Genomic DNA, 21,645 nt, shown 5'->3' with positions numbered 1-21,645 from the left:
GACGAAAGGGACGGCGAAATGCGGCAATGGGTCATGGCAGCATGTGCTGGAGCCGCGACGCTGCTCGCTTCAGCATCCGCCGCGGCGGCGGTTGCCCCTCCGCAAGCGACGCTGGCGCAGGGGCGACTAACGGGCGCTGCAGAGGCAGGAGTCGAGCGTTTTTTCGATATTCCCTTCGCTGCGCCTCCCGTAGGCGCGCTCCGCTGGCGCGCGCCGCAGGCTCCGCCGCGCTGGGCGGGTATTCGCAATGCCGCGAAGTTCGGACCCGCTTGCCCGCAGATGGTGCGGCCTGCGCTCGTCGCCGGTGGAGTAGCGGATGATCAATCCGAAGACTGCCTACAGCTCAATATCTGGCGCCCGGCCGGCGCGCGGAAACTTCCCGTCATGGTCTGGATCCATGGCGGTGCGCATGTCATCGGGTCGGGTACGTTCCCGGCTTTCGACGGTACAGCCTTCGCAAGGCAAGGGGTCATTCTTGTCACGATCAACTACCGGCTCGGCGCACTCGGCTATTTTGCCCACCCGGCTCTGAGCGCAGCCAAGCCGCGTCGCGAGGCGCTCGCCAATTATGGCCTCATGGACCAGATGGCCGCCCTTCGCTGGGTCCAGAAAAATATCGCAGCCTTTGGTGGCGATCCGGGGAAGGTCACTTTGTTCGGCGAGTCCGCGGGGGCAATCGGCGTGACGACGATCCTCGCCCACTCCGAAGCCAAGGGCCTGTTCGCGCGCGCCATCGTACAGTCGGGCGTCGGCCTACTCGACCCGCGCCCGCTTATCGAGCAGGAAGCGCTAGGCACGGCATTGGCGGCTCGCGCCGGCGCGCCGCCTTCGGCGACGATCGACGCGCTCCGGGCGCTTTCGGCCGACGCGCTCGTCGCGGCCGGCGATGTCCGGACGCCGGGCGCGATGGTCGGCCCCATTCTCGACGGCGAGCTGGTGCGCGAAGCGCCATGGCGCGTTTTTGCGCGCAGTGAGCCGATCGACGTGCCGCTCCTCGTCGGCGCTAACAGCAACGAAGCCAGCGTAATCCTCGCCATGGGCGTGCCGCCGGCGGCCGCGCTCACCTATCTCGGGCCCGACCAGGCGGCGGGCCGCGCCGCCTATGGCACCGGGCTCGCCGATGACGAACTGGCCCGCCAAATTCTGGGCGACGCCTGGTTCGTCGCACCGTCGCGATGGCTCGCGGCGCGGACGTCCGCCGGCGCGCCGTCCTACCTCTATCATTTCGACTATGTTGCAGCAGCGCGCCGCGATCGGGCGAAGGGCGCCGGGCATGGCTCCGAAATTCCCTATATTTTCGGGACGCTGGGCTATTTCGCTTCGCTCGCCGGCCCCGTCGACGACGAGGATCGCCGCTTCGGCGAAGGCGTGTCCGCCTGCTGGGTCGCTTTCGCGAAGAATGGCGTACCCGACTGCGCGCTGGTGCCTGACTGGCCCCGGTACCAGCCGACTGACGACCGTCTCGCACATCTCGCGCCCCGGTCAGCCGTCGTCGCCGGTTTTCGCAAGGCGCAACTCGACCACCTGCTGAAAATCCATTTCGCGGCAGGCCAACCCAGGCCTTAGCCCGCTCGGCCAAACAGGCCCACCGTTTCGAAACGTGCAACGAAGCTGGGAGAGATAAAATGTCTGGACGACGGAAATCGATATGGCTTGCCGCCGGCGCCGCATTGGTCGGCGTAGCGGTTTTTGCGGCGCAAAGTGGCTTCGGGAGCAGCGACGGCGGCGAAACGCGTCCGATGGTCCAACTGCCACCCGCGCCGTCCGCCGCCAAGGCGACGGCATCCGCTGCGTCGGCGCTCGCGACCGCAAGCCTCACAACGACCGTCGGCGGTTACACCTATGACTGGACAGCGCTGAAGGCCGCGATCGTCGCTGACACCGAAGTCGCTAGTGGCTATTTCATTGTCGGGAACGCGTCCGATCCCACTTATCTTTTCGAATTCGACAAGGGCAGTTTTGGCATCGACCGGGTGACACCGCTCGCCTCGGCTTCCAAATGGTTTGCTGGCGCGCTCGGCATGCGCATGGTGCAGGCGGGCATTGCCACGCTCGACGATCCGATGCGGCCACCACTCGCCTTCTGGACGACGAGCGGAACGAAGAAGGATGTCAAACTCAAGCATACGCTGTCGATGACATCGGGCTTTAATGCGAGCCCGCTCGTCGGCGGCTGCCAGCTTCTCCCGACTTTTGGTCTCTATAACTGCGCCAAGAGCATCCACGACCTGCGCTACGACATCCTGCGCCCGGGCAATGCGCCTGGTGCTCAATATAGCTACGGTCCTCACGGCATTCAGGTCGCAGGGGCGTATTTGGAGGCCAAGGATACAAGCATAGAACCAGGAACGTCGCCAGCACGCGAGCGGAACTTCCACGAACTGTTTGCGCAGCACGTCACCATCCCGCTCGGGATGTCAAGCACCACGTGGTACGATCCCCACCCCCCCGCGACCGTCCCAACCAATCCGTGGGTGGCCGGCGGCGCCTTCTCCACGCCGCGCGACTATGCGAAACTGCTGCGCGCGTTCCTCGGCGGCAGCTTCATCACCAACATGACGGCCTTCACGCAGCCGCGCACGATCGGACTGCCGCGTGTTTTCGTTCCGGCGAGCACAGTGAACTGGGAATATGCGCTCGGCTCCTTCGTCGAATGCGACACGCCCTCGGCGTGCGCGACGTCGAAGATCAACTCTTCGCCCGGCGCCTATGGCTGGACCGGCTGGATCGATCGCGAGACCGGCTATTATGCCCTGATCGCGACCGAAATATCGAGCGGAGGCGACCGCAAGGGCGTCGAGCTCGAGCAGGTCATGCAGGATCTGATCGAGGATGCGATTGCGAACCGCACTCCGGCGCCCTGACCCGATCGGCAAAACTTCGCCTATGGTGCCTGGGCCAGGCCGCGCCGTGAGGTAGCGGTCTGGCTCAACGGAGGGGGCTGGACACCGCGTGGTTGTGCTGACAGCCGGCTTTCGAAGGGCATGAAGGACCGCTTTCTCGATCATGGAGCGGTTCAATACGAACGCGAGTAGAGCAAGTAGAACCGAAGGCGGACCATCTCGCCCTGCGCATCTTGCTCGAGCGTTCGGCGCGACGCATGACAGCGCCAAACGCGGTGCCGCAACTATGCCCTAAGACTTAGTTCCGCTCGATAACTCGCCGCAGCCGATCAGCGATGATCAAAAGGTCGCCGAGGCAGGACCGCACCAGCACGATGGCTGCGAGAAGTGCCACGACTCTTGCGCGATGGTCAGGCGACGTAAGCACCTCTACCACTCGCTATCAAGGTTCCGTCTGCAGACACAATCCGCGTCCCGGCTATGCTTATCTGCCGACCCAGTTTGACCGGCCTGCCGATCGCCCGCATCAGCCCTGGCAAGGCCGGTCGGTGAAAATCGACGTGCAAGTTTGCCGTAGCCCGCGCAGACCCTCCCATGGCAATGACCGTGTAAAGGCCGGTAAGATCGATCAGCGCCGATAAAATGCCACCATGCGCTGCGCCGACCGTCGGATTTGAGATTATTTCGTCTCGCCAGGGCATTGAGATCACCAACTCGTCGGTGCCGACCTCGGCGATCCTGAGCCCGAGCCAGCGGTGGAAAGGCGCAAGCAACAGCAGCTCCCCCAGTTCCTCAAGCCCAGGGGCGACCCGTGGGGCGTTCATGACTTCATCTCCATTTCATGGGTGCTGAGCAAAAACTCCACAATTGACTTGCCAAACGCGTCATTCTCGTCGCCCACCACCATATGGGTCGCATTCGCGATGTCGCTATATGCCATATGCGGGACCAATCTTCGGAAATGCTTGACGGCTTCCAGCGAAACTAGGTCGCTCGACCCACCGCGGATCAGATGCACAGGCAAGGCTAAACTGGCAGCGGCGGCGCTCAGTTCGCTGCGGCCATTGTCGCTTGAGACACCGCCTTGCCGCGTAACTCCTTCGATGAAGGTCGGGTCCCAATGCCAATAGAAGCGCCCATCGTCCTTGCGGCGCAGATAGTGGGCGAGCCCAGGCGAGGCCTTCCGGCTAGGCCGATGGGGCAGATAGTCGGAAATGACCTCAGCGGCCTCCTCCACCGACGCAAACCCTTCGCGCGCATGGGCCGCCATGAAACCGACCACGCGGGCAACGCCGCTCGGTTCCATCTGCGGCGTGACGTCGACCAAGGTAAGCGATCCAAAACTCCCCGGTGCGCGGTTTCCCTCCGCAATGATCCCAGCCAGCCCCCCAAGCGATGCGCCGATCATCGCCGGCTTTCTTCGCATCGCCGCAGCGATCTCAACGAGATCGGCCGCGAAATCGGAAATGTCATAAGCCCCATCACTGGCCCAAGCGCTCTCGCCGTGCCCGCGCATATCGACGGCGATCGTCCGAAAACCGTGGCTCGCGAGTTGACGGGTCACCGACTTCCACGCCCGGCGGGTCTGGCCGCCGCCGTGCGCCAAAATCACCGGAAAGCCCAGTTCCGGTCCATCGATCGACGCCGCGATTGCATGGCCCGCTTTTCCCGCAAGCGTGATCGTCCGATCATACATTCAGGCATCATACTGTATCATATCTTACAGTAAAGCATGTTCATATGCCGATAGTGGCTTTACAGTTTCAGCCGATGGTCGACTTTCGCAGCACCAGCGATGCTTCTCTCGGGAAAAGTCTTCTGACGGACTCAGACGAGTTTGTCTTTGTCATCGAAGAAGTGCCACGCAAACTTCGCCGCTTGTTCGACGCCTCAATGGCGCGCTTCGGATTGACCCGAACCCAGTGGCGCGCGCTCGTCTATATTTATCGGACCCCGGGCATTACCCAGACCGATCTCGCCAAATGCTCGAACTGGAGCGTGCCAGCGTTGGCCATGTTGTCGACCAGCTGGAAAGAATGACGCTCGCGGAACGGCGCGCTGCCAAGGGCGACCGGCGCGTCTGGGAGCTTCATCTCTTACCCCGAGCGATCGAAATCCTGCCCCAGCTGCGCGCCGAAGCCGACATGATCTACGCGCGGCTGCTCCATATGATTTCACCGACTGAAATACGCGCGGTCCGCGCATTGCTGACGAAAATGTCAGGCAATCTCGAAAGCGGATCGGAAGACATGCCTCCTCGATAGAAGCATTGAAAGATTTGAAATGGCCGACGCCATTCATCGTCAGCAAGCCGATTTCCCCAATTGGCGCCGCTCGCGTTTGCGGCGGCGCACCGCCGCCGTTCTGCCCCCTCTGCACCAAATCGCCAGCACTGACGACTAACGAATTGCGAATATGGCGGCAGGGAGCCCTACCTAACCTCTTGTCGTGTCAGCAAAATCGTCCGACCGAGCCGGCGATCTTTCGGCGGTGAGGGCTCTTCCTCGAGGCAGACCGCTCTTGGCTTCGCATGCCAACGCCAATTGACCGACGAGCCATTTTGTGCAACGTGTTGTCTACTAGGAAACGAATCTCTGCTTGGAGACCGACATGGCTCAACCCGAGCGCTTCATGCGAGGACAGAGTGCCGGTGGCTGCGCTTGTGGCGACGGGCCGGTCTTTGAAGTGAGGCTGGGCGCCGACGGTCAGCCTCTGGCATTCGCCGACGCCTATCCCAACGCGCTTCCAATCCTGAAGAGGCTCGCACGCGGTCGGGTACCGAACAAGCTAGTGCTTCCCCTTTCGGCGGATCGCCCGACACGACACGTCTGATATCGGGGCAGCGGGGACTACCAGATCGCTCTCGACGGGCTCGCCGAAGCCGGCCGCTCTTTGCCTCGGGCCCTGCGCGTTGAAGGATCGAACGTTCGCGACGAGCGGGCGATAACAACCCTATGCTGCCAGGTGCCGCTCAGCACATCGCCCCGGTCATGACGACACCCCTCTCGGGACTCGCGATAAGGCTTGCCCCGAATCAAAACAAACAGTACAGACTGACTGATCATTGGATTTGAGGTGGCAAATGCTGGAGCAGCTACGGTTCGTACGGATCCCGGTTCAGTCGCTTAGCGAAGCCACGCGGCTCGCCGTTGATACCGTCGGCCTGCAGCACAGCGAACGGTTGCCGGAAGCCGAACGGTTCCGTTCTGACTCTCGGTCCTATTGCCTGGAGTTCGACGGTTCCGGGAGCAGCCTCCGGCCCAGCGTGGCGGTGTCGCTGAGAACCGTCGAGCAGCTGCAGGAAGTCTCCGGGAAACTCAGGGAGCGAAATTGGGATGTCGAGGCGATCCCTCACGATCTGTGTCGAAGCCGCCGCTATCACGCGGGGCTCGCCTGTCGCGACCTAAGCGGCAATCTCATCGAGCTGGTCGTTCGGGCCGAGGAGAGCGGCGAGCGATATTTTCCATCGCGCGATGCGGGAATTGTCGGCCTGTCACACGTGATCCTCGGCAGCCGGGACCCGGCGTCTGACGCCGCTGTGTGGGTGGACATCCTCGGAGCGCGGATCACCGATCGGGTGGGCGACGCAATCTACCTCGGCTGGGACGATCAGCATCACAGGATCATGATTGTGCCGAGCAAGCGCGAGAGCTTCCTCGTCGTGGGGTTTGAGGTCGAGAGCATCGACGCCGTGATGCAGTCGAAATATTTTCTCCTTGACCGGCAGGTCGGCATTGTCCGCGGCCCAGGCAAGGAACCCGCGAGCGGTGAAGTGTTTCTGACCTTCAGCGGGCCCTCGCCCGACAGCTATTTCACCTATTCGACCCGATCGGATCCGTCGCCCGTCGGACGCCGGCCACGGCAGTTTGCCGATTCTCCCGCCTCGCTATGCAGTTGGGGTTCGACCTCCAACCTCGAAGAATTGGGAGGAACGTTGCCATGACCATCAACATCATTGACATCGCTTATACTCGTCTCAAGACACCGGATGTCGCGGCCGCTACCGATTTCGCCACGCGAATACTTGGCCTGGAGCCTGTCGATCGCGCGGTTGATCGCCTGTCGTTTCGCTCCGATAGTCGCATGAGCACGATGAGCTACGAGATCGGCGACCCATCCGAAACGATTGTCGGCTTCGAATTGGCGAATGGGGAGGATCTCCTCAATGCGGCGAAAACGCTCGAAGCATTAGGGTATGAGGTGTGCTACGGTTCGCATGAGGAACGCGAGCAGCGGCACGTTTCCGAATTCATAGCCTTTCGTGACCCCAGCGGGGGACGCATCGAATTCGCGGTTTCGCCGCAGATCGGTGGCAATGGCGCGCAGCTGTCTCGCGACGCGGGAATTACGGGTTTCAGTCACGTCGGTCTGTTCAGCCGGGATCCCGATCGCGATGAGCATTTCTGGACCCAAATATGCAATGCACGCGTCAGTGACCGGGTAGGCGAGCTCCCGCTGCTCCGTCTGAGCCAGATTCACCACAGCATCGCGCTCGTCCCCGCAGACCGGTGCGGTATCCAGCACATCAACCACCAGGTTCAGTCGATCGACGATGTGCAGCGCAGCTACGCGCTGCTTAGCCAGCATAAGGTTCCCATCGTCTTCGGACCCGGCCGGCATCCGACTTCGGGCGCGCGGTTCGTATATTTCGAGGGTCCCGACGGGATGGTCTTTGAATATTCCGTCGGCGTGCGCGAGGTCGACGAAGAGACCTACAGGGAACGCCAGTTCGGCTTTGAACCGAAGAGCTTCTGCATGTGGGGCGCAACCCCGAAAATCAAGGAGTTGTCCACATAGACTTGGGCCCCGGTGGGCAGCGGGCATGGGATGAATGTGACCGCATCGCGAGGTGACGCGGGCGGCGAAATAGCAAAGAGAAAGGATGGGAGATGACGGTTCCGGAGGCTTATCTTCAAGACATTGTCTGGCCGGCAAATTTTAACGAAATCCCCAAGGAGATTTTCGTCCGGCAAGACCTCTACCAAGCCGAGATCGACCGGATTTTCCGTGGAGCCGAGTGGCATCCCGTTGCGCACGAAAGCGAAGTGCCGCACCCGGGGGACTTCAAAACCTGCAATCTTGCGGACGTCCCCCTGCTCATCATCCGCGGCGACGACGGACGGGTCAGGGCATTCTTCAACGCCTGCTCACATCGCAGCACCCAGATCGAGGTAAAGCCTTCGGGCAATCGAGCCGAATTCGAATGCCCCTATCATCGGTGGCTGTTCAACAAAGAGGGCGAGTTGGTCGGCTGCCCCAATCAGCGCGAATTCATCCCCGGTTTCGACAAGAAAGACTATCCGCTGACCCAGCCGCGGCAGGAATCGGTCGGCGGCCTCCTGTTCGTGACGCTGTCGCCGGACACCGAAAGCCTCGACGACTTCCTGCAGGAAGCGAAAGGGTCGTTGCTGGACATCATGGCCGGTGACGGACGCCTCAAGCTGATTGGCTATCATCGGGTCCGGTATCTGACCAACTGGAAAGCCTATAGCGACAACGACGGCTATCATCCGCCGCTCCTGCACCAGGCGTTCACGATGCTCAACTGGCAGGGCGGCGCAGGCCGCCAGTATGCGACTACCGGACGTGGCCATTATTGCATCGAAACCGAGTTGACCGTTCCCCAGCCCACGAGCGTAATCCGCGATGCTTCGGTCATCGAGTTTCGCGACGAGGGGCGGCCGAAAAACGCCAGCGTGCTCGCTCTCTTTCCGATGCTCGTCGCCTCAAATTACCTGAACGTCATCAGCATCCGTTTCGCTACGCCTGTCGCAATCGACGAGGTGGAAGTCACCTACGCCTATTTCGCGCATCAGGACGACGATGACGCGATGGTCTTGCACCGAATAAGGCAAAGCTCCAACGCGATCGGCCCGTCCGGCCTGATCAGTATGGAAGACGCCTCGGTTTTCCACCGGGTCCAGATCGGCAATCGCACCCCCGGCAAGGCCATCTTCCAAAAAGGCGTCACCGATCCATCCCGGCTCGGGTTCGAATTCCGTCAGAACGACGAGAGCGGCAATCTTCCGCACTGGGAATATTATCGCGCCGCCATGGGCTTCCGGAGGAGGGAGGCATGACGCGCTTGACGCTCGACGAGCTCGCGCGGCTCGATGAACTCCAGTCGGCATATATGTCGGCACTGGACGGGAAGAAAATGCGGTCGTGGCTCGACACGTTCGAAGATGATCCGAGCGCGAGTTACATCTGCATCGCGCGCAACGATGTCGAGAGCGGCCTGCGCGTGGCGATGATGCTCGACGACTGCCGCGACAGGTTAATCGATCGCTGCACCTTCATCGAAGACATATGGGCGGGTACATTCCAGGACTATCGTACCCGGCATTTCGTTCAGCGCGTGCACGCCAGCCGCCGCGCGGATGGTCTCGTCGACATGGTCTCGAACTTCTCCGTGATCTTTACCCCCGACGATACCGGGCTGCCGCAGCAGCTGGCCGCCGGGACCTACGAGGACATTATTCGAATGGAAGACGATCAATGTCGCTTTCTGTCGCGGAACGCGGTGACCGACAACGCGGTCGTGCCGCGGTATCTGGTGTTTCCTTTGTGAGCGGTGACAGAATAACCTTATAAATCAATTACTAAATAATCGGGAGGGAGACCGAAAATGAAAGGCCTTTTTGCATCCAAAGCGCTGCTGATGATGACGGCAGCCGTGACCGCCGCGCCATCCATGGCGCAAACGGCGCCCGTTGGCGGTTTGTCCGCGCCCAGCCCGTCGGCCCCAGCCGAGGATCAGGATCAAACCTCGACGCAGAGCGGCCTCGTAGATATCGTCGTGACCGCGACGCGCCGGGAACAGAAGTTGCAGGATGTGCCGGTCGCGGTGACCGCCGTGACTTCGGAATCGCTTGGCCGTTCGGGTGCGGCCGACATCCGGAATCTCACTCAGGTCGTGCCCGGCTTCTTCGGTGGCCGCGCTGCGGGCGTGTTCCTGCCCGTTATCCGCGGGGTGGGGTCGAGCAGTATTTCGGTCGGGGACGAGTCAAACGTAGCAACCTATGTCGATGGAATCTACCAGGGAGACCCATTTTCCACCTGGACCGATCTCGTCAAGGTCGACCGCGTCGAGGTCCTGCGCGGGCCGCAGGGGACAATATTCGGTCGGAACGCGACGGGCGGGTTGATCAATGTCATTACGCCTGATCCCAGTTTCGACTTCAGCGGCATGGTTTCGGCGCGCGCGGCCGCCCTCGAGACGGGCGACGGAGACTATAATGTGCGCGGCTATCTGACTGGTGGCCTGTCCGATACGATTGCAGCCGATATCGCCGGAATTTACCGCAAAACGGACAGTTTTGTCGACGATCTCGTGCGCGGTGGGAAAGCTGGCGGCTATCAGGTTGTCGATGTCCGCAGCAAGCTGATGTACCGCGGCGAGAACGGAAACAAGATCGTCCTCACGGGAGAATATTTCGATCGCAAGGGCTCGGAGAATGTCTACCAGCCCTATGAGAATAACACGGCAGGTCGAGCCTTTCCCGGCGCGATCCTCCCGTTGAAACCCTGGCAGCTGTCCGCCGATCTGCGCCCCTCGCTCGCCACCCGGCGATACAGTGTCGCCTTGCAGACACGCTTCGATCTAGGCGGGGTCAATCTGGAGACGACCGGGGCATATGCCTCCAACCGAACCTCTCAGGCGACGGATTCGGATTCGTCGAATATCTTGCTCGCGACTTTTGTGGCCCCCAAAATCGCATCGGAATATTATAGTCAGGAAGTGCGCCTGCTCTCGTCCGGCTCCGGGCCGCTTCAATGGATCGCTGGTTTATATGCCTTCCACCTCTCCGGCGACGCCAACTTCATTCTGAGCAGTCGCGCTGATCCGAGCCAGCCACTGCTCGTGCGCACATTCGACCCCGTCCTGAAGACGACCTCCTATGCCGGATTCGCCGAGGCGACGCTTGAGGTCGTCCCGCGCCTGTTCGTGACGGGCGGCATTCGCTACACCCATGAGAAAAGAAGTTTCGATCAGATCGTAAACGGCGTCGCCCTTTTTCCGCAGACAGCGGAAAAATCCTTTAACAGGGTCACGTATAAAGGCACGGTCCGGTTCGAAATCGGACCGGACACGAATATCTACGCGACCTACAGCACCGGCTTCAAAAGCGGTGTGTTCAACATGACTGGCGTGTCGCCTCTCGCGGTCGATCCCGAGACGCTCAAAGCCCTCGAAGGCGGTATCAAGTCTGACATCACGCCCTGGCTGCGCGCCAATCTCGCCTTGTATCGTTATGATTATAAGGATTTGCAGGTCACTGCCCGCGATCCGTTGGGTCCCGGTTATGTCCTGCAGAACGCCGCGAACGCCACTCTTTACGGCGGCGAACTCGAAACCACTTTGGCGCCAACCGATCATTTCCGGGTCAACGCGGCGGTCGCCTACGCCCATGCGGAATATGACGATTTTCCGCTCGCGCAAGTTTTCATTCCCCGGCCAACGGGAGGCAATATCGTGTCGCAAGCGGATGTGTCGGGCAACCGCCTACCGCGGGCACCTCGCTGGACCTTTAACATCGCTCCAAGTCTCGACGTACCGCTCGCATCGGGAATGTTGAACATCAACGGCACCCTGTTCCGCAGTTCGGTCGTCTATTTCGACTTCCTGAATTCCGTGAAGCAGGATCCCTATACGGCGATCAACAGCGAAATTTCGTGGCGAACGGATGACGAAAAGTTTCGGTTCTCGATCTGGGCGACGAATTTGACCAATGAGAAGATCATCCAGGAAGTTCGGCCCGGCGCGCTTGGCACCGATCTCAGGTACGAGCTGCCCCGGCGTATCGGCGCCGGCGTCGAAGTGAAATTCTGATGCGATCGCCGGTCATAGGCTGGCTCGCCCCTCAAGGATTGAGAGCATAGATGGCAATTCCAGATCAGTACGACCTTTACTATGATGGCGGGTGGCATGCACCGACGGCGGGCGGGTACAGTCCCTCGCACAATCCGGCCAACGGCTCGCTCATCGCACATGTCGCGCAGGCAGAAAGCGAGGATGTCGACCGGGCAGTCCTCGCTGCCGCCGTCGGATCCAGGGTCTGGCGCGATGTGCCACCCCTCGAACGTGCCCGGCTGCTGCGCGAAGTAGCGGCAGTCATTCGCCAGAATGCAAAGGAATTGGCGCAACTCGATGCTCTCGATTGCGGCAACCCGGTCCGTGAACTGGCGGCCGACTCCCATGTGGCAGCCGCGCTCATCGACTATTTCTCCGGGCTGGTGACGGAGATGAAAGGTGCTTCGGTCCCCGTCGGACCAGATGCGGTCAACTTCTCCGTCAGGCAGCCATTTGGCGTCGTCGCCCGCATTCTGGCCTTCAATCATCCGTTTCTGTTCTGCGCCGGCAAGGTTGCCGCTCCCCTTGCAGCCGGCAATGCGGTAATCGTCAAGCCATCCGAACAGGCTCCCCTGTCAGCACTCCGCTTCGCCGAGCTGATCGACGGCTTGTTGCCGTCGGGTACGTTCAGCGTCCTTACGGGAGGAGCCGAAACGGGGGCGGCGTTAGCGGCCCACCCCAAGGTGGCGATGATCAGCTTGGTGGGGAGCGCGGCTGCAGGTCGCGCTCTGATGCGCGAGGCCAGTCCAACGCTCAAGCCAGTCTTGCTCGAACTTGGCGGCAAGAATGCCCTGATAGCCTATGGCGATGCCGATCCCGCCGAAGTAGCAAAAGCCTTGATCCAGGGCATGAATTTTGCGTGGTGCGGCCAATCATGCGGGTCGACGAGCCGGGCGTTCATACATGAGGACATCTACGACGCGGTTCTGGCTCGTATCGAGGAGGAAGCCCAGCGGTTTCAGCCGGGCGATCCGTCCAACGAGGCGACTTCGATGGGCGCGATCATCAGCGCGAAACAGCATGAGCGCATAGTCGGATTCATCGATAGCGCCCAGGCGGAAGGCGCTCGACTGATATGCGGCGGGGGGCCACCGGCCGACCAAGCTCTTGCGCGCGGCCTGTACATCGAGCCGACAGTGTTTGCCGACGTTACCCCTGACATGCGCTTGGCCCGCGAAGAGGTTTTCGGGCCGGTGCTCGGAATCCTGCGATGGTCCGACGAGCCGACGATGATCGAGGTCGTCAACGAACTGGAGTATGGATTGACCTGCTCAATCTGGACACGAGATCTCGAACGCGCGCACCGCACCGCCATGGCCGTCGACGTAGGCTATGTCTGGATCAACGAGACCTCACGCCACATTCTTGGAGCCCCCTTCGGCGGAATGAAACAGTCGGGCATCGGCCGTGAGGAATGCCTCGGCGAACTGCTGGCGTTCACCCAGGAGAAAAATATCTTCATCTCGTTGGGATCGGGCAACCGGTGACGGGCGGGGGCGCGCCTCCTGTGCTGCAACCGGCGCTCGGCACAGCACGCACGCCGCCTGGCGAGGGCGAAGCCGCGCTGGCTGTGGCGGGGGCGGCTTTCCGCCGCCGCATCGCCATGTTTTTCCTGACCTTTGCTCTCACACTCAACTTTGTTGACCGGCAGATCGTCAACATTCTAGCCGAACCGATCCGGGAAGAGTTGCAGCTGGCGGACTGGCAAATCGGGCTGATGTCGGGCCTTGCCTTTGCCTTGCTTTATAGCGTCGCCGGAATCCCGCTCGCGCGCTGGGCGGATCGCGGCAACCGGCCAAAGATCATGGCATTTTCCGTTCTCGTCTGGAGCGGGTTCACCATCGCCTGCAGCCTCGCGCGAAGCTTTCCCCAACTTTTGGTGGGGCGTGTCGGAGTGGGGATTGGCGAGGCCGGCCTGACACCTGCCGCAAATTCGCTCATCGTCGATTATTACCCACCCGAGCGGCGCGCGTCGGCGCTTTCGCTCTACTATCTTGGCGTGCCGTTGGGAACGTTGGCGGGGATGGCATTGGGAGGGCTGGTTGCCGATGCCTATGGCTGGCGCACCGCCTTTCTGGTGGCCGGCATACCAGGTGTCGTCCTTGCCCCCTTTTTGCTGCTGGTTTTGCGCGAACCGCGCAAGGCGCACGCCGCTCTGTTGCGAACGGCGCCGCCGGGCGCTCTCGCGGCGGTAAAGACGCTTTGGGCGGTTCGCACCTACCGGCTCATCGTGATCGCGACTGCGCTGCAAGCCGCGGTAGGATATGGCTTCGGACCTTTCATCGCATCTTTTTTTATCCGCAATCATGGCCCGGAGATCGTCGCCATGGCCACCCAGGCCGGGATGGGGGTTTCGGGGTTCCTGGGCCTGACGCTCGGTCTTTCCACAGGTCTCGCAGGCGCCGCCGGCGTGTGGCTCGGTGGGTTGCTGGCCGATCGGTTCGGCCGGAGCGACGTCCGAGCCTATGTAACCATCCCTGCGTTTGCGTCGCTGGCGGCCCTTCCCTGTTATGCCGTCATCTTCAGCATCGACAGTGGCGCGCTGGCGCTTGCGGGCCTTGCGCTTCCCAACATGCTAGGGGCCATGTGGATGGGCCCGGTCCACAGTACCCAGCAAAGCGTCTCACCGCCGGAGATCCGTGGCGGCGCGACCGCCCTCTTCCTTCTGGTCTTGAACCTGGTCGGCGTGGGTTTGGGACCGCTGTTCGTCGGGACGGCCAGCGACGCGATCTCGTGGCAGTTCGATCAAGATTCCGGCAGGAGTTTGCGTGCCGCCCTCATCCTTACAAGCCTGGTCGCACCATTCTCCGCATTTCTTTTCTGGCGCGCGCGGTCGTCGATCGGGCGCGACATGACCAGGTGGAAGGCCGTCAATCCAGTGTGACACAAATTGTTCATCATCATTGTCTGGAGAATGAAATTGTCAGCGGAAAATCATCTAGCAATGGGCGCCGGCGGCACCTTGCCGGCCGGCAAGGGCGATCGCGCGCCGTCAGGACCGCACCGCATGCCGGACCGCCTCGACATACGCGGCCGCGACTATGACGCGGCAGGCCTGCGATCGCTTGTGGCACCGGGCTGGATTCATTCGGCGGTGTATACCGACGCGAAGATTTTCGATCTTGAACTCGAGCGGATTTTCCACACCGGTTGGCTGTTCATCGGCCATGAGAGCGAGATTGCAAAAACGGGCGAGTTCAAGCGTCGGCAGATGGGCCGTCAACCGGTCATTTTTGTTCGCGGCCAGGATGGCGAGATCCGCGTTTTCCTGAACCGCTGCCGACACAGGGGCGCAATCGTCTGCGAGGTGGACGAAGGCAGGGACAGCTTTTTCCGCTGCTGGTATCACGGCTGGACCTATTCCAATGCTGGCGAACTGGTCAGCGTTTCCGGGCCCGACGGCTATGGGCCGAGTTTCGACGCGAGCGAAAACGGTCTCACGCCGGTGCCGCGGGTCGAAGATTATCGCGGCTTCATATTCGCGGCTTTGAGCGAAAAGGTCCTTCCGCTCGAGGACTATCTCGGCAACGCAGCCAAGGTGATCGACATCCTGGTCGACGCGGCACCGGGCGGAGAGTTGAGCGTGCGAGCCGGATCCAACCGGACGATCTATAAAGGAAATTGGAAGCAGGTCGGGATGGATGGATATCATCCGTTGTTCGTCCATGCCTCGGTGCTGGCGACATGGGAACGACACACCGATTCGGGTCACAGCCTCGGTGCCACGCACAGTGCGAACCCCTTCGACTTCGACGGAATCTCGGAAACGCGCGACTTCGGTCATGGCCACACGATGCTCGATTTCCGTAAGCATCGGCTCAAGCACTCGGGAAAATATCGCGCGCTTCTGGAAAACACGCCGGGAGGGGCAGACTATATCGACGCGCTCTATGCAGAGCATGATGTTGCCTGGGCGGACATGCTGCTTGCCATGGCGGGCGATCCTCACGTCGGCGTTTTTCCAAACCTGCAACTGATCAACAACCAGATCCGGATCGTTAATCCCCTGTCTGTCGACGAGACCGAGGTCGTGATGTTCCCTGTGCTGTTCTCCAACGTCAGCACCGAAATCAATGCGCTGCGACTTCGCCAGCATGAATCCTTTTATGGACCCGCAGGATCCGGATCGACAGACGACGCCGAGATTTTCGAGCGGGTGCAACTCGGCCTGGAGGCTAATCTCGATCCGTGGATCAATATATCGCGCGGGATGGAGCGCGAGTGGGTTGATGAAGATGGGACGATCGTCGGCCATGTTTCCGACGAGGTTCCGCAGCGCGCTCAGATCCGGCAATGGCTGGCGATGATGGCCGAAGAATCGCCCGATGGGAGGCGTTAGGATGAACATGGTAGCAGCAGATCTTTGCGATTTCACCGTCTTCTCGGAATTGAAGGAGAGCCGGGCAATCCTGCCCGGGAGCGACATTTTCGGCAAAATCGAAGCATTTTTGTATTTTGAGGCCGAATTGATGGACAGCCACGCCTATGACGATTGGCTCGCGCTCTGGGAGCCGGGCGGCCTCTACTGGGTTCCCTCCAATCAGGCCGACCTCGACCCCGATCGGTCCGTCTCGATCATCTACGAGCATTATGACCAGATCTCGGATCGAATATTCCGCCTGAAGGATAAGCGGATGCATTCGCAAAGTCCGAAGTCGCGTCTGATCCGCATCGTCTCGAACATTACGGTCGCCGCATCCGGCGGATCCGATGTCCTTGTCAGTTCAAACTTCATCCTGGGCGAGGCGCGCTCCGGTCAGCATCAATCCTTGTTCGCGCGCGCGACCCACCTCCTGAAACAGGGGGCCGATGGCTTCAAAATCTTGGGCAAGAAGGTCTATCTGATCAACAATGATGCGCCCATGCGCAATGTGACCTTCCTGCTATGAGAGGTGCAGGCGAAGGAGCGGGCAAGCCGCGCCGTGAGCAGCCACTCATCGCTACCGTCATTGGCGATCCGGCGGGTATCGGTCCAGAGGTCTGTGTCAAGGCACTCGCCGCCGGCAACCACGCGGCGCGGCACCTATTGATCGGAAGCATCGACGCTGTCCGGTTCGCGGCCGCGGCGAGCGGGATTAGCCCTCCCATCTACCAGGTGGAAACGCCGGATGAGGTGTCCGGTGCGGTTGGCGAAATCGCCGTTCTCGACCACGGCTCGCTGGCGAGGGGGGCATGGGATATCGGACAGTCGGGCGCCGCTTCGGGCCGGGCGGTGATAGAATGGATCCGCTTGGCCGAGCAATTGGCTCGCAATGGAGAGATCGATGGCTGGATCATGGCCCCGGTCGACTCGCAATCACTCAAGGCGTCTGGCGAAATATCGTCCATCGACGATCTTCAGCCGGCTGGAACCTATCTATTGCGAGTCAGCCCCTCGTTGCGGATCGTCCCAATCACCGAGCATATCAGCATCGCCGAGGTCCCGGGCACTGTCTCTGCCGCGGCGGTGTCGTCGCTGATCGGTCTCGTTGACGAGACTTTCAGGCGTTGGGGCGTCAATGCCCCCAGGATCGGCGTCGCCGGCCTGAATCCGCACGCGATGGGAACTGAAGAAGTGCGCGAGATCGCGCCGGCGGTCGAACGGGAGCGCGCGGCGGGGCGCCGCGTCGAGGGGCCGGTGTCGCCCGATTCGATATTTCGTCTTGCCATGGAGGGACGATACGACGTTGTTGTCTCAATGTATCATGACCAGGGCCAGATTGCGCTCAAGACGGCTGCCTTCGAAGGCGCGTGCACCATCTATATCGGCCTCGATTATGTTCATCTGACCGTACCGCACGGATCTGCCATGGAAATTGCGGGACAGGGCATCGCCCAGCACGCCAGCATGGCCTCCGCGATGAAGATGGCCGAATCACTCTGCTTCGGGAGAGGGTTTTATGCCGGCGACGATTGACCCCGGACTTCAGATGCAGGTGCGCATGGCGGCGCGCGGCCTGGCGCACGCCGGGCTCGTGCACGCGTTCGGCCATTGCAGTGCGCGCATCGATGCGCGGCACTTTCTTGTCTGTGCCGCAATGCCCATGGGGCTTATCAAGGACGAACCCGGTACTATTGTCTCGGTCGATGGCGCCCTTCCCCAAAAAGTGCTTGGCGAAGTGCGCGCGCACCAGGCGATTTATGCCGCGCGGTCCGATGTCGGCGGCATTTGTCGCATCATGCCCGCCGCCACCATGTCGTTGTCGACGCTCGGGATCACACCGGCGGCGCGGCACGGCCTAGGCGCCTATTTCGCTCCCCGGCCGCCGCTTTGGGACGATCCCAGGCTCCTGCGCGACGACGCTTCAGCGAGAAATCTTGCAATTGCCCTTGGCGAGGCTCGTGCGATCGTCATGCGAGGAAATGGAGCGATTACGGTCGGGCAAGATCTGAAGGAAGCTGCGACTTTTGCCTTCTTCCTCGAAGACGCCGCGCGGGTAGAGCGCGACGTGCGCTCGATGGGGTTCGGCCCTCAACACGGGCTTCTCGATGAAGACGAGATACGCGCGCGCCAGACCCTGGCCGGCGGCGTCGTTGAGCGGATGTGGAGTTGGCTGACGGCGATGGACGTGACCGAAGGTCGAGGAGCAAGCGGCGGATGACGTCAGGCGCGGTGCTCGCATATGCGCCGTTGCCTCGCCCAAATACCAGCAAGAAAGAGGAAACGATATGACCGACATGACCAAGACAGACACCTTCGCGGGGCGCGTCGCGCTCATCACGGGCGCGGGACAAGGAATCGGGCGGGTTTTCGCCAAAGGCTTCGCGCGCGCCGGTGCGAAAATCGCCATCGTCGAACTGAACGAAGACAGCGGACGGTCGGTAGCGGCCGAGGTCGAAGCGGAATGTGGCGCCGGCACCGTTATCGCCATTCGGGCCGATGTGGCCGATCCGGCAGCCGTCGACGCCGCCATAGCGGAGACATTGGAGGCCTTTGGCCGCATTGACATCGCCATCAACAATGCGGCGATCTTCTCGACGCTGAAAATGCGGCCCTTCGAGGAAATCCCGTTTGACGAGTGGAGACAGGTCATGCGCGTGAACGTCGATGGCGTAATGCTGGTGTCCAAGGCGTGCGCGCCGGTAATGCGAGGTAATCGTCATGGGCGCATCATCAACATCTCGTCCGGGGTGGTGACTATGGGCCGACCGCACTATTTACATTATGTGGCTTCCAAAGCGGCGGTGGTCGGTATGACGCGCGCCATGGCGCGTGAACTCGGCGCCGACGGGATCACGGTGAATGCGCTGCTTCCGGGCGCAACCTTCACGGAGATCGAGCGCGAGACGGTGACGCCCGCGCAAAAGACCCAGATATTGAACATGCAGTGCATCAAGCGCCACGAGACCGCAGACGACTTGCTCGCCGCAGCGCTTTACCTCGCGTCCGACGGCGCAGAATTTGTGACGGGCCAGTCGATAGCCGTCGATGGCGGTACGACGTTTCGCTGAACAGGCCCGCAACGAGGCGGGCGGAATGGCCAGCCGGGTGCGGACGGCATCCTGTTGCATCTCGCAGCTATGACTTTGACAAGCCCGATAGGAAAGCTATGCCATCTGTACGTTCGGCCGCATGAGGGTCTCGGCAAGAGGTGTAGCAGACGCAGTGGCGGACATTTCCCCAGCTCACGACAATTCGCACAAGCCACAAGGCGAACGCAGTAGAAAGATGCGGGCTCGAATCCTTTCGGCCGCTATCAATCTGTTGCGCGAGAAAGGTTATTCGGCGTTTCGCGTCGCGGACGTTGCCGAAAGCGCAGGCGTCTCTCGCGGAGCGCAGCTTCACCATTTTCCGACAAAGGACCAACTAGTCGCCGCCTGCCTGGAGCAGGTTTTTTCGGCAGCCCTGGAGAAGGCGACCGCTGCCGCGGGTAAGGCTATCGAAGATGACGGCCTCCTCGAGGCTGCATGCGACGATGCAGAGGCATTCTTCTACGGTGAAGATTTTTTGATCGCGCTCGACCTCGTCATCTCGGGAAACAAGCTTCGGGCCCTCGCCGACGATGTTCGCGGTATGTCGCAGCAACGACGCGTCGGGGCCGAGCAAGTCTGGGTCAGCCGTTTTGCCAAGACCGGCCTGTCTCCGTCTGACGCCGAAGACATATTGTGGCTGCTGTGGAGCGTGCTCCGCGGATTGGCGGTGCGAGCCCAAATCGGAAAGGACCCCGAGCGGGCAAGGCGCGTCACCGAGCTGACAATTGCCTTGCTGTCCGGCTATGCGCAGTCGCTGCGGGAGCGGAACGACGGGACGGGCGGCCCAGACGCTATTGGTTGAAGCTTGCGATGACAAGCTTCTCGCCGCGCAGTGATCGCTGCCCAACCATGGGGTCCCGTTCCCTCAAGCCGCGTAGACATTACCATAGCGTTCGCGCAGTTGCTTCTTGTCGATTTTCCCTGTTGCCGTAAGTGGCACCGCGCCGACGAGGATGCGATCGGGCAGCTGCCATTTCGCGAATTCCGCGGATAGGGTTGATAGAATTTCCTTTTCGTCGGGAAGGATTCCATCATGAGGCTCGACGATCAAGAGCGGGCGCTCTTCCCATTTAGGGTGCGGAATGCCGACGACCGCGGCGATTTTGACCCCGCTGCACCCAGCGGCAACATTCTCAAGGTCGATTGAGCTGATCCACTCTCCTCCCGACTTGATGACATCTTTGGTGCGGTCTGTGATTCGCATGAACCCCTGGGCGTCGAGTGTCGCAACGTCGCCGGTATCGAACCACCCGCCGACATCGGTGCAATCCGCCGGCTGACGAAAATAGCGCTGAACCACCCACGGACCCCGCACCTGTAGCGCGCCTGCCGTCGCCCCATCGTGGGGGCAGGGGCGCCCGTCTTCGCCCAAGATGCGCATCTCGACGCCGAACTGGAGCCGTCCCTGCCGCGTCCACAATATATCCTGCATCGCTGCCTCGCCGAGGTCCGCGACGGCCGGCGTCGGTGTTGCGATCACACCGAGCGGGCAGGTCTCGGTCATTCCCCAGAGCTGAAGGACATCGACATCATGGTCGGCCTTGAAGCTTTCTGCCATCGCGCGAGGTACGGCGGAGCCCCCGATCATAATCCGCTTGAGCGTTCCCGTGTCGCCGCCGGTTGCCTCGAGGTGGGCGAGATACATGGTCCAGATCGTGGGCACCCCACCGGTAAAAGAAACCGCCTCCCCTCGGATTAGGGCCTGGAGGCTAGGACCGTCCATGCGGTCGCCAGGAAGAACGAGCTTGGCGCCGCAGAGCGGCGCCACGAACGGAAGGCCCCAGGCGGTGGCGTGATAGAGCGAGGAGCAAGGCATCACGCAATCGAACGACGTGAGGCCGAACGCGCTCGCCAAGCCCGCTCCCATCGCATGCAGAACGACTGCCCGGTGGCTGTAGAGCACCCCCTTGGGATCGCCTGTGGTCCCCGAGGTGTAACAAAGAAACGCCCCGGAATTTTCATCGATTTCGGACCAGGTGATCGAGACCGGTGCCGCCGCGAGCAAGGCCTCATAGGCCAGCGCCTCGAACCTCTCGCCGATGCCGACGCCCTCGTCGGAAAGTACGATGAATTTTTCGATGTGCGGGAGGTTGGGCGCAATCCGCTCGACGAGCGCGGCGAGGTTGGGCTCGAACGCCAATATGCGACTCTCGGCATGGTTCAAGGTGAAGATCAGCTGATCGTCGGGGAGCCGGGGGTTGGCCGTGTGAAGCACTGCCCCAAGGCCCGGGACCGCGTAGAAGAGTTCCAGATGCCGGTGCGTGTTCCAGGCGAGCGACGATACCCGGTCACCGCTCCCAATCCCGGCAAGGGTGAACATGTTGGCAGCCTGCGCTACGCGGCGGGCGAGCGCTGCATAATCATAACGCCACAACCGATCGCTGCCGATCTCGCGCGACACCACTTCCCGGGTTGCGTGCGCGGCGGCGGCATATGTCAGGATCGTGCCGATCGCCAGCTGCGCAGGCTGCATTTGTCCCGTGATCGTCATCCATC

Annotated in this window: 20 protein-coding genes; 17 read left to right on the top strand and 3 right to left on the bottom strand. The window is 61.5% G+C overall.

Translation table 11 applies throughout. The annotated features are described in order from the left end of the window. The first annotated feature begins 18 nt into the window (after nucleotides 1-18). Nucleotides 19-1,566, top strand: coding sequence for a carboxylesterase/lipase family protein (locus GGR90_RS03360; protein WP_037557617.1), 1,548 nt, complete (start codon nucleotides 19-21; stop codon nucleotides 1,564-1,566). Nucleotides 1,567-1,625: 59 nt separating this feature from the next. Then, nucleotides 1,626-2,864 (top strand): serine hydrolase domain-containing protein, encoded by a 1,239-nt coding sequence (locus tag GGR90_RS03355; protein WP_058539115.1) that lies wholly within the window; start codon nucleotides 1,626-1,628, stop codon nucleotides 2,862-2,864. A 389-nt stretch (nucleotides 2,865-3,253) separates the two neighbouring features. On the opposite strand, the gene GGR90_RS03350 is transcribed toward GGR90_RS03355, so the two are convergent. Together GGR90_RS03350 and GGR90_RS03345 are read right to left on the bottom strand one after the other, a co-directional pair. Next, the gene (locus tag GGR90_RS03350; protein ID WP_037557619.1) at nucleotides 3,254-3,667 is read right to left on the bottom strand and encodes a hotdog fold thioesterase; all 414 of its coding nucleotides are present in this window, start codon (nucleotides 3,665-3,667) and stop codon (nucleotides 3,254-3,256) included. Continuing rightward, nucleotides 3,664-4,539, bottom strand: coding sequence for an alpha/beta fold hydrolase (locus tag GGR90_RS03345; protein ID WP_037557620.1), 876 nt, complete (start codon nucleotides 4,537-4,539; stop codon nucleotides 3,664-3,666). Before GGR90_RS03345 ends, GGR90_RS03350 begins: the two co-directional genes overlap by 4 nt. Nucleotides 4,540-4,613: 74 nt before the next feature. Here GGR90_RS03345 and GGR90_RS19390 point away from each other — a divergent pair, with 74 nt between their 5' ends. The 15 genes from GGR90_RS19390 (at nucleotide 4,614) to GGR90_RS03275 (ending at nucleotide 19,951) form a co-directional block, all read left to right on the top strand. Next, nucleotides 4,614-4,883, top strand: coding sequence for a MarR family winged helix-turn-helix transcriptional regulator (locus GGR90_RS19390; protein ID WP_058539116.1), 270 nt, complete (start codon nucleotides 4,614-4,616; stop codon nucleotides 4,881-4,883). Next, nucleotides 4,880-5,107, top strand: a complete 228-nt coding sequence (locus tag GGR90_RS19385) for a helix-turn-helix domain-containing protein (protein ID WP_037557622.1) — start codon at nucleotides 4,880-4,882, stop codon at nucleotides 5,105-5,107. Before GGR90_RS19390 ends, GGR90_RS19385 begins: the two co-directional genes overlap by 4 nt. A gap of 818 nt (nucleotides 5,108-5,925) precedes the next feature. Beyond that, nucleotides 5,926-6,786, top strand: coding sequence for a VOC family protein (locus GGR90_RS03335; RefSeq protein ID WP_052182489.1), 861 nt, complete (start codon nucleotides 5,926-5,928; stop codon nucleotides 6,784-6,786). Further along, complete coding sequence (locus GGR90_RS03330) at nucleotides 6,783-7,640, top strand: VOC family protein (protein ID WP_167919390.1); 858 nt, start codon at nucleotides 6,783-6,785, stop codon at nucleotides 7,638-7,640. The genes GGR90_RS03335 and GGR90_RS03330 overlap by 4 nt, the downstream gene beginning before the upstream one ends. 92 nt (nucleotides 7,641-7,732) lie before the next feature. Beyond that, a complete protein-coding gene (locus GGR90_RS03325; protein ID WP_037557624.1) occupies nucleotides 7,733-8,923 on the top strand; it encodes an aromatic ring-hydroxylating oxygenase subunit alpha in 1,191 nt (396 codons plus the stop codon). Next, the gene (locus GGR90_RS03320) at nucleotides 8,920-9,414 is read left to right on the top strand and encodes an aromatic-ring-hydroxylating dioxygenase subunit beta (RefSeq protein WP_037557625.1); all 495 of its coding nucleotides are present in this window, start codon (nucleotides 8,920-8,922) and stop codon (nucleotides 9,412-9,414) included. Before GGR90_RS03325 ends, GGR90_RS03320 begins: the two co-directional genes overlap by 4 nt. Nucleotides 9,415-9,471: 57 nt before the next feature. After that, complete coding sequence (locus GGR90_RS03315) at nucleotides 9,472-11,676, top strand: TonB-dependent receptor (RefSeq protein WP_081933247.1); 2,205 nt, start codon at nucleotides 9,472-9,474, stop codon at nucleotides 11,674-11,676. A gap of 50 nt (nucleotides 11,677-11,726) precedes the next feature. Then, nucleotides 11,727-13,184, top strand: coding sequence for an aldehyde dehydrogenase family protein (locus GGR90_RS03310; RefSeq protein WP_037557626.1), 1,458 nt, complete (start codon nucleotides 11,727-11,729; stop codon nucleotides 13,182-13,184). Nucleotides 13,185-13,204: 20 nt separating this feature from the next. After that, nucleotides 13,205-14,581 (top strand): spinster family MFS transporter, encoded by a 1,377-nt coding sequence (locus GGR90_RS03305; RefSeq protein ID WP_197411507.1) that lies wholly within the window; start codon nucleotides 13,205-13,207, stop codon nucleotides 14,579-14,581. Nucleotides 14,582-14,611: 30 nt separating this feature from the next. Next, nucleotides 14,612-16,036: an aromatic ring-hydroxylating oxygenase subunit alpha gene (locus GGR90_RS03300; protein ID WP_209023546.1), complete on the top strand. Its 1,425-nt coding sequence runs from the start codon at nucleotides 14,612-14,614 to the stop codon at nucleotides 16,034-16,036. 1 nt (nucleotide 16,037) lies between these two features. After that, the gene (locus GGR90_RS03295; protein WP_052182490.1) at nucleotides 16,038-16,586 is read left to right on the top strand and encodes an aromatic-ring-hydroxylating dioxygenase subunit beta; all 549 of its coding nucleotides are present in this window, start codon (nucleotides 16,038-16,040) and stop codon (nucleotides 16,584-16,586) included. Further along, nucleotides 16,583-17,593, top strand: coding sequence for a PdxA family dehydrogenase (locus GGR90_RS03290; protein WP_167919388.1), 1,011 nt, complete (start codon nucleotides 16,583-16,585; stop codon nucleotides 17,591-17,593). Before GGR90_RS03295 ends, GGR90_RS03290 begins: the two co-directional genes overlap by 4 nt. Further along, on the top strand, nucleotides 17,577-18,278 hold the full coding sequence (locus GGR90_RS03285; RefSeq protein ID WP_037557627.1) for a class II aldolase/adducin family protein: 702 nt from the start codon (nucleotides 17,577-17,579) through the stop codon (nucleotides 18,276-18,278). Before GGR90_RS03290 ends, GGR90_RS03285 begins: the two co-directional genes overlap by 17 nt. Before the next feature lie 67 nt (nucleotides 18,279-18,345). Next, nucleotides 18,346-19,128 carry an SDR family NAD(P)-dependent oxidoreductase gene (locus GGR90_RS03280; protein WP_209023545.1) on the top strand — a complete coding sequence of 261 codons (783 nt, stop codon included), beginning with the start codon at nucleotides 18,346-18,348 and terminating at the stop codon, nucleotides 19,126-19,128. A gap of 154 nt (nucleotides 19,129-19,282) precedes the next feature. Next, nucleotides 19,283-19,951: a TetR/AcrR family transcriptional regulator gene (locus GGR90_RS03275; RefSeq protein WP_158258021.1), complete on the top strand. Its 669-nt coding sequence runs from the start codon at nucleotides 19,283-19,285 to the stop codon at nucleotides 19,949-19,951. Between the two features lie 63 nt (nucleotides 19,952-20,014). Here GGR90_RS03275 and GGR90_RS03270 read toward each other — a convergent pair whose 3' ends face one another. Beyond that, nucleotides 20,015-21,640 (bottom strand): long-chain fatty acid--CoA ligase, encoded by a 1,626-nt coding sequence (locus GGR90_RS03270; protein ID WP_167919386.1) that lies wholly within the window; start codon nucleotides 21,638-21,640, stop codon nucleotides 20,015-20,017. Nucleotides 21,641-21,645: the final 5 nt, after the last annotated feature.

It is taken from the genome of Sphingopyxis italica (assembly GCF_011926545.1).
In the GTDB taxonomy this organism is placed as follows: Bacteria; Pseudomonadota; Alphaproteobacteria; order Sphingomonadales; family Sphingomonadaceae; genus Sphingopyxis; species Sphingopyxis italica.
The sequence above is the reverse complement of the archived record's forward strand: the minus strand, read 5'-3'. Positions and strand labels throughout refer to the sequence as shown.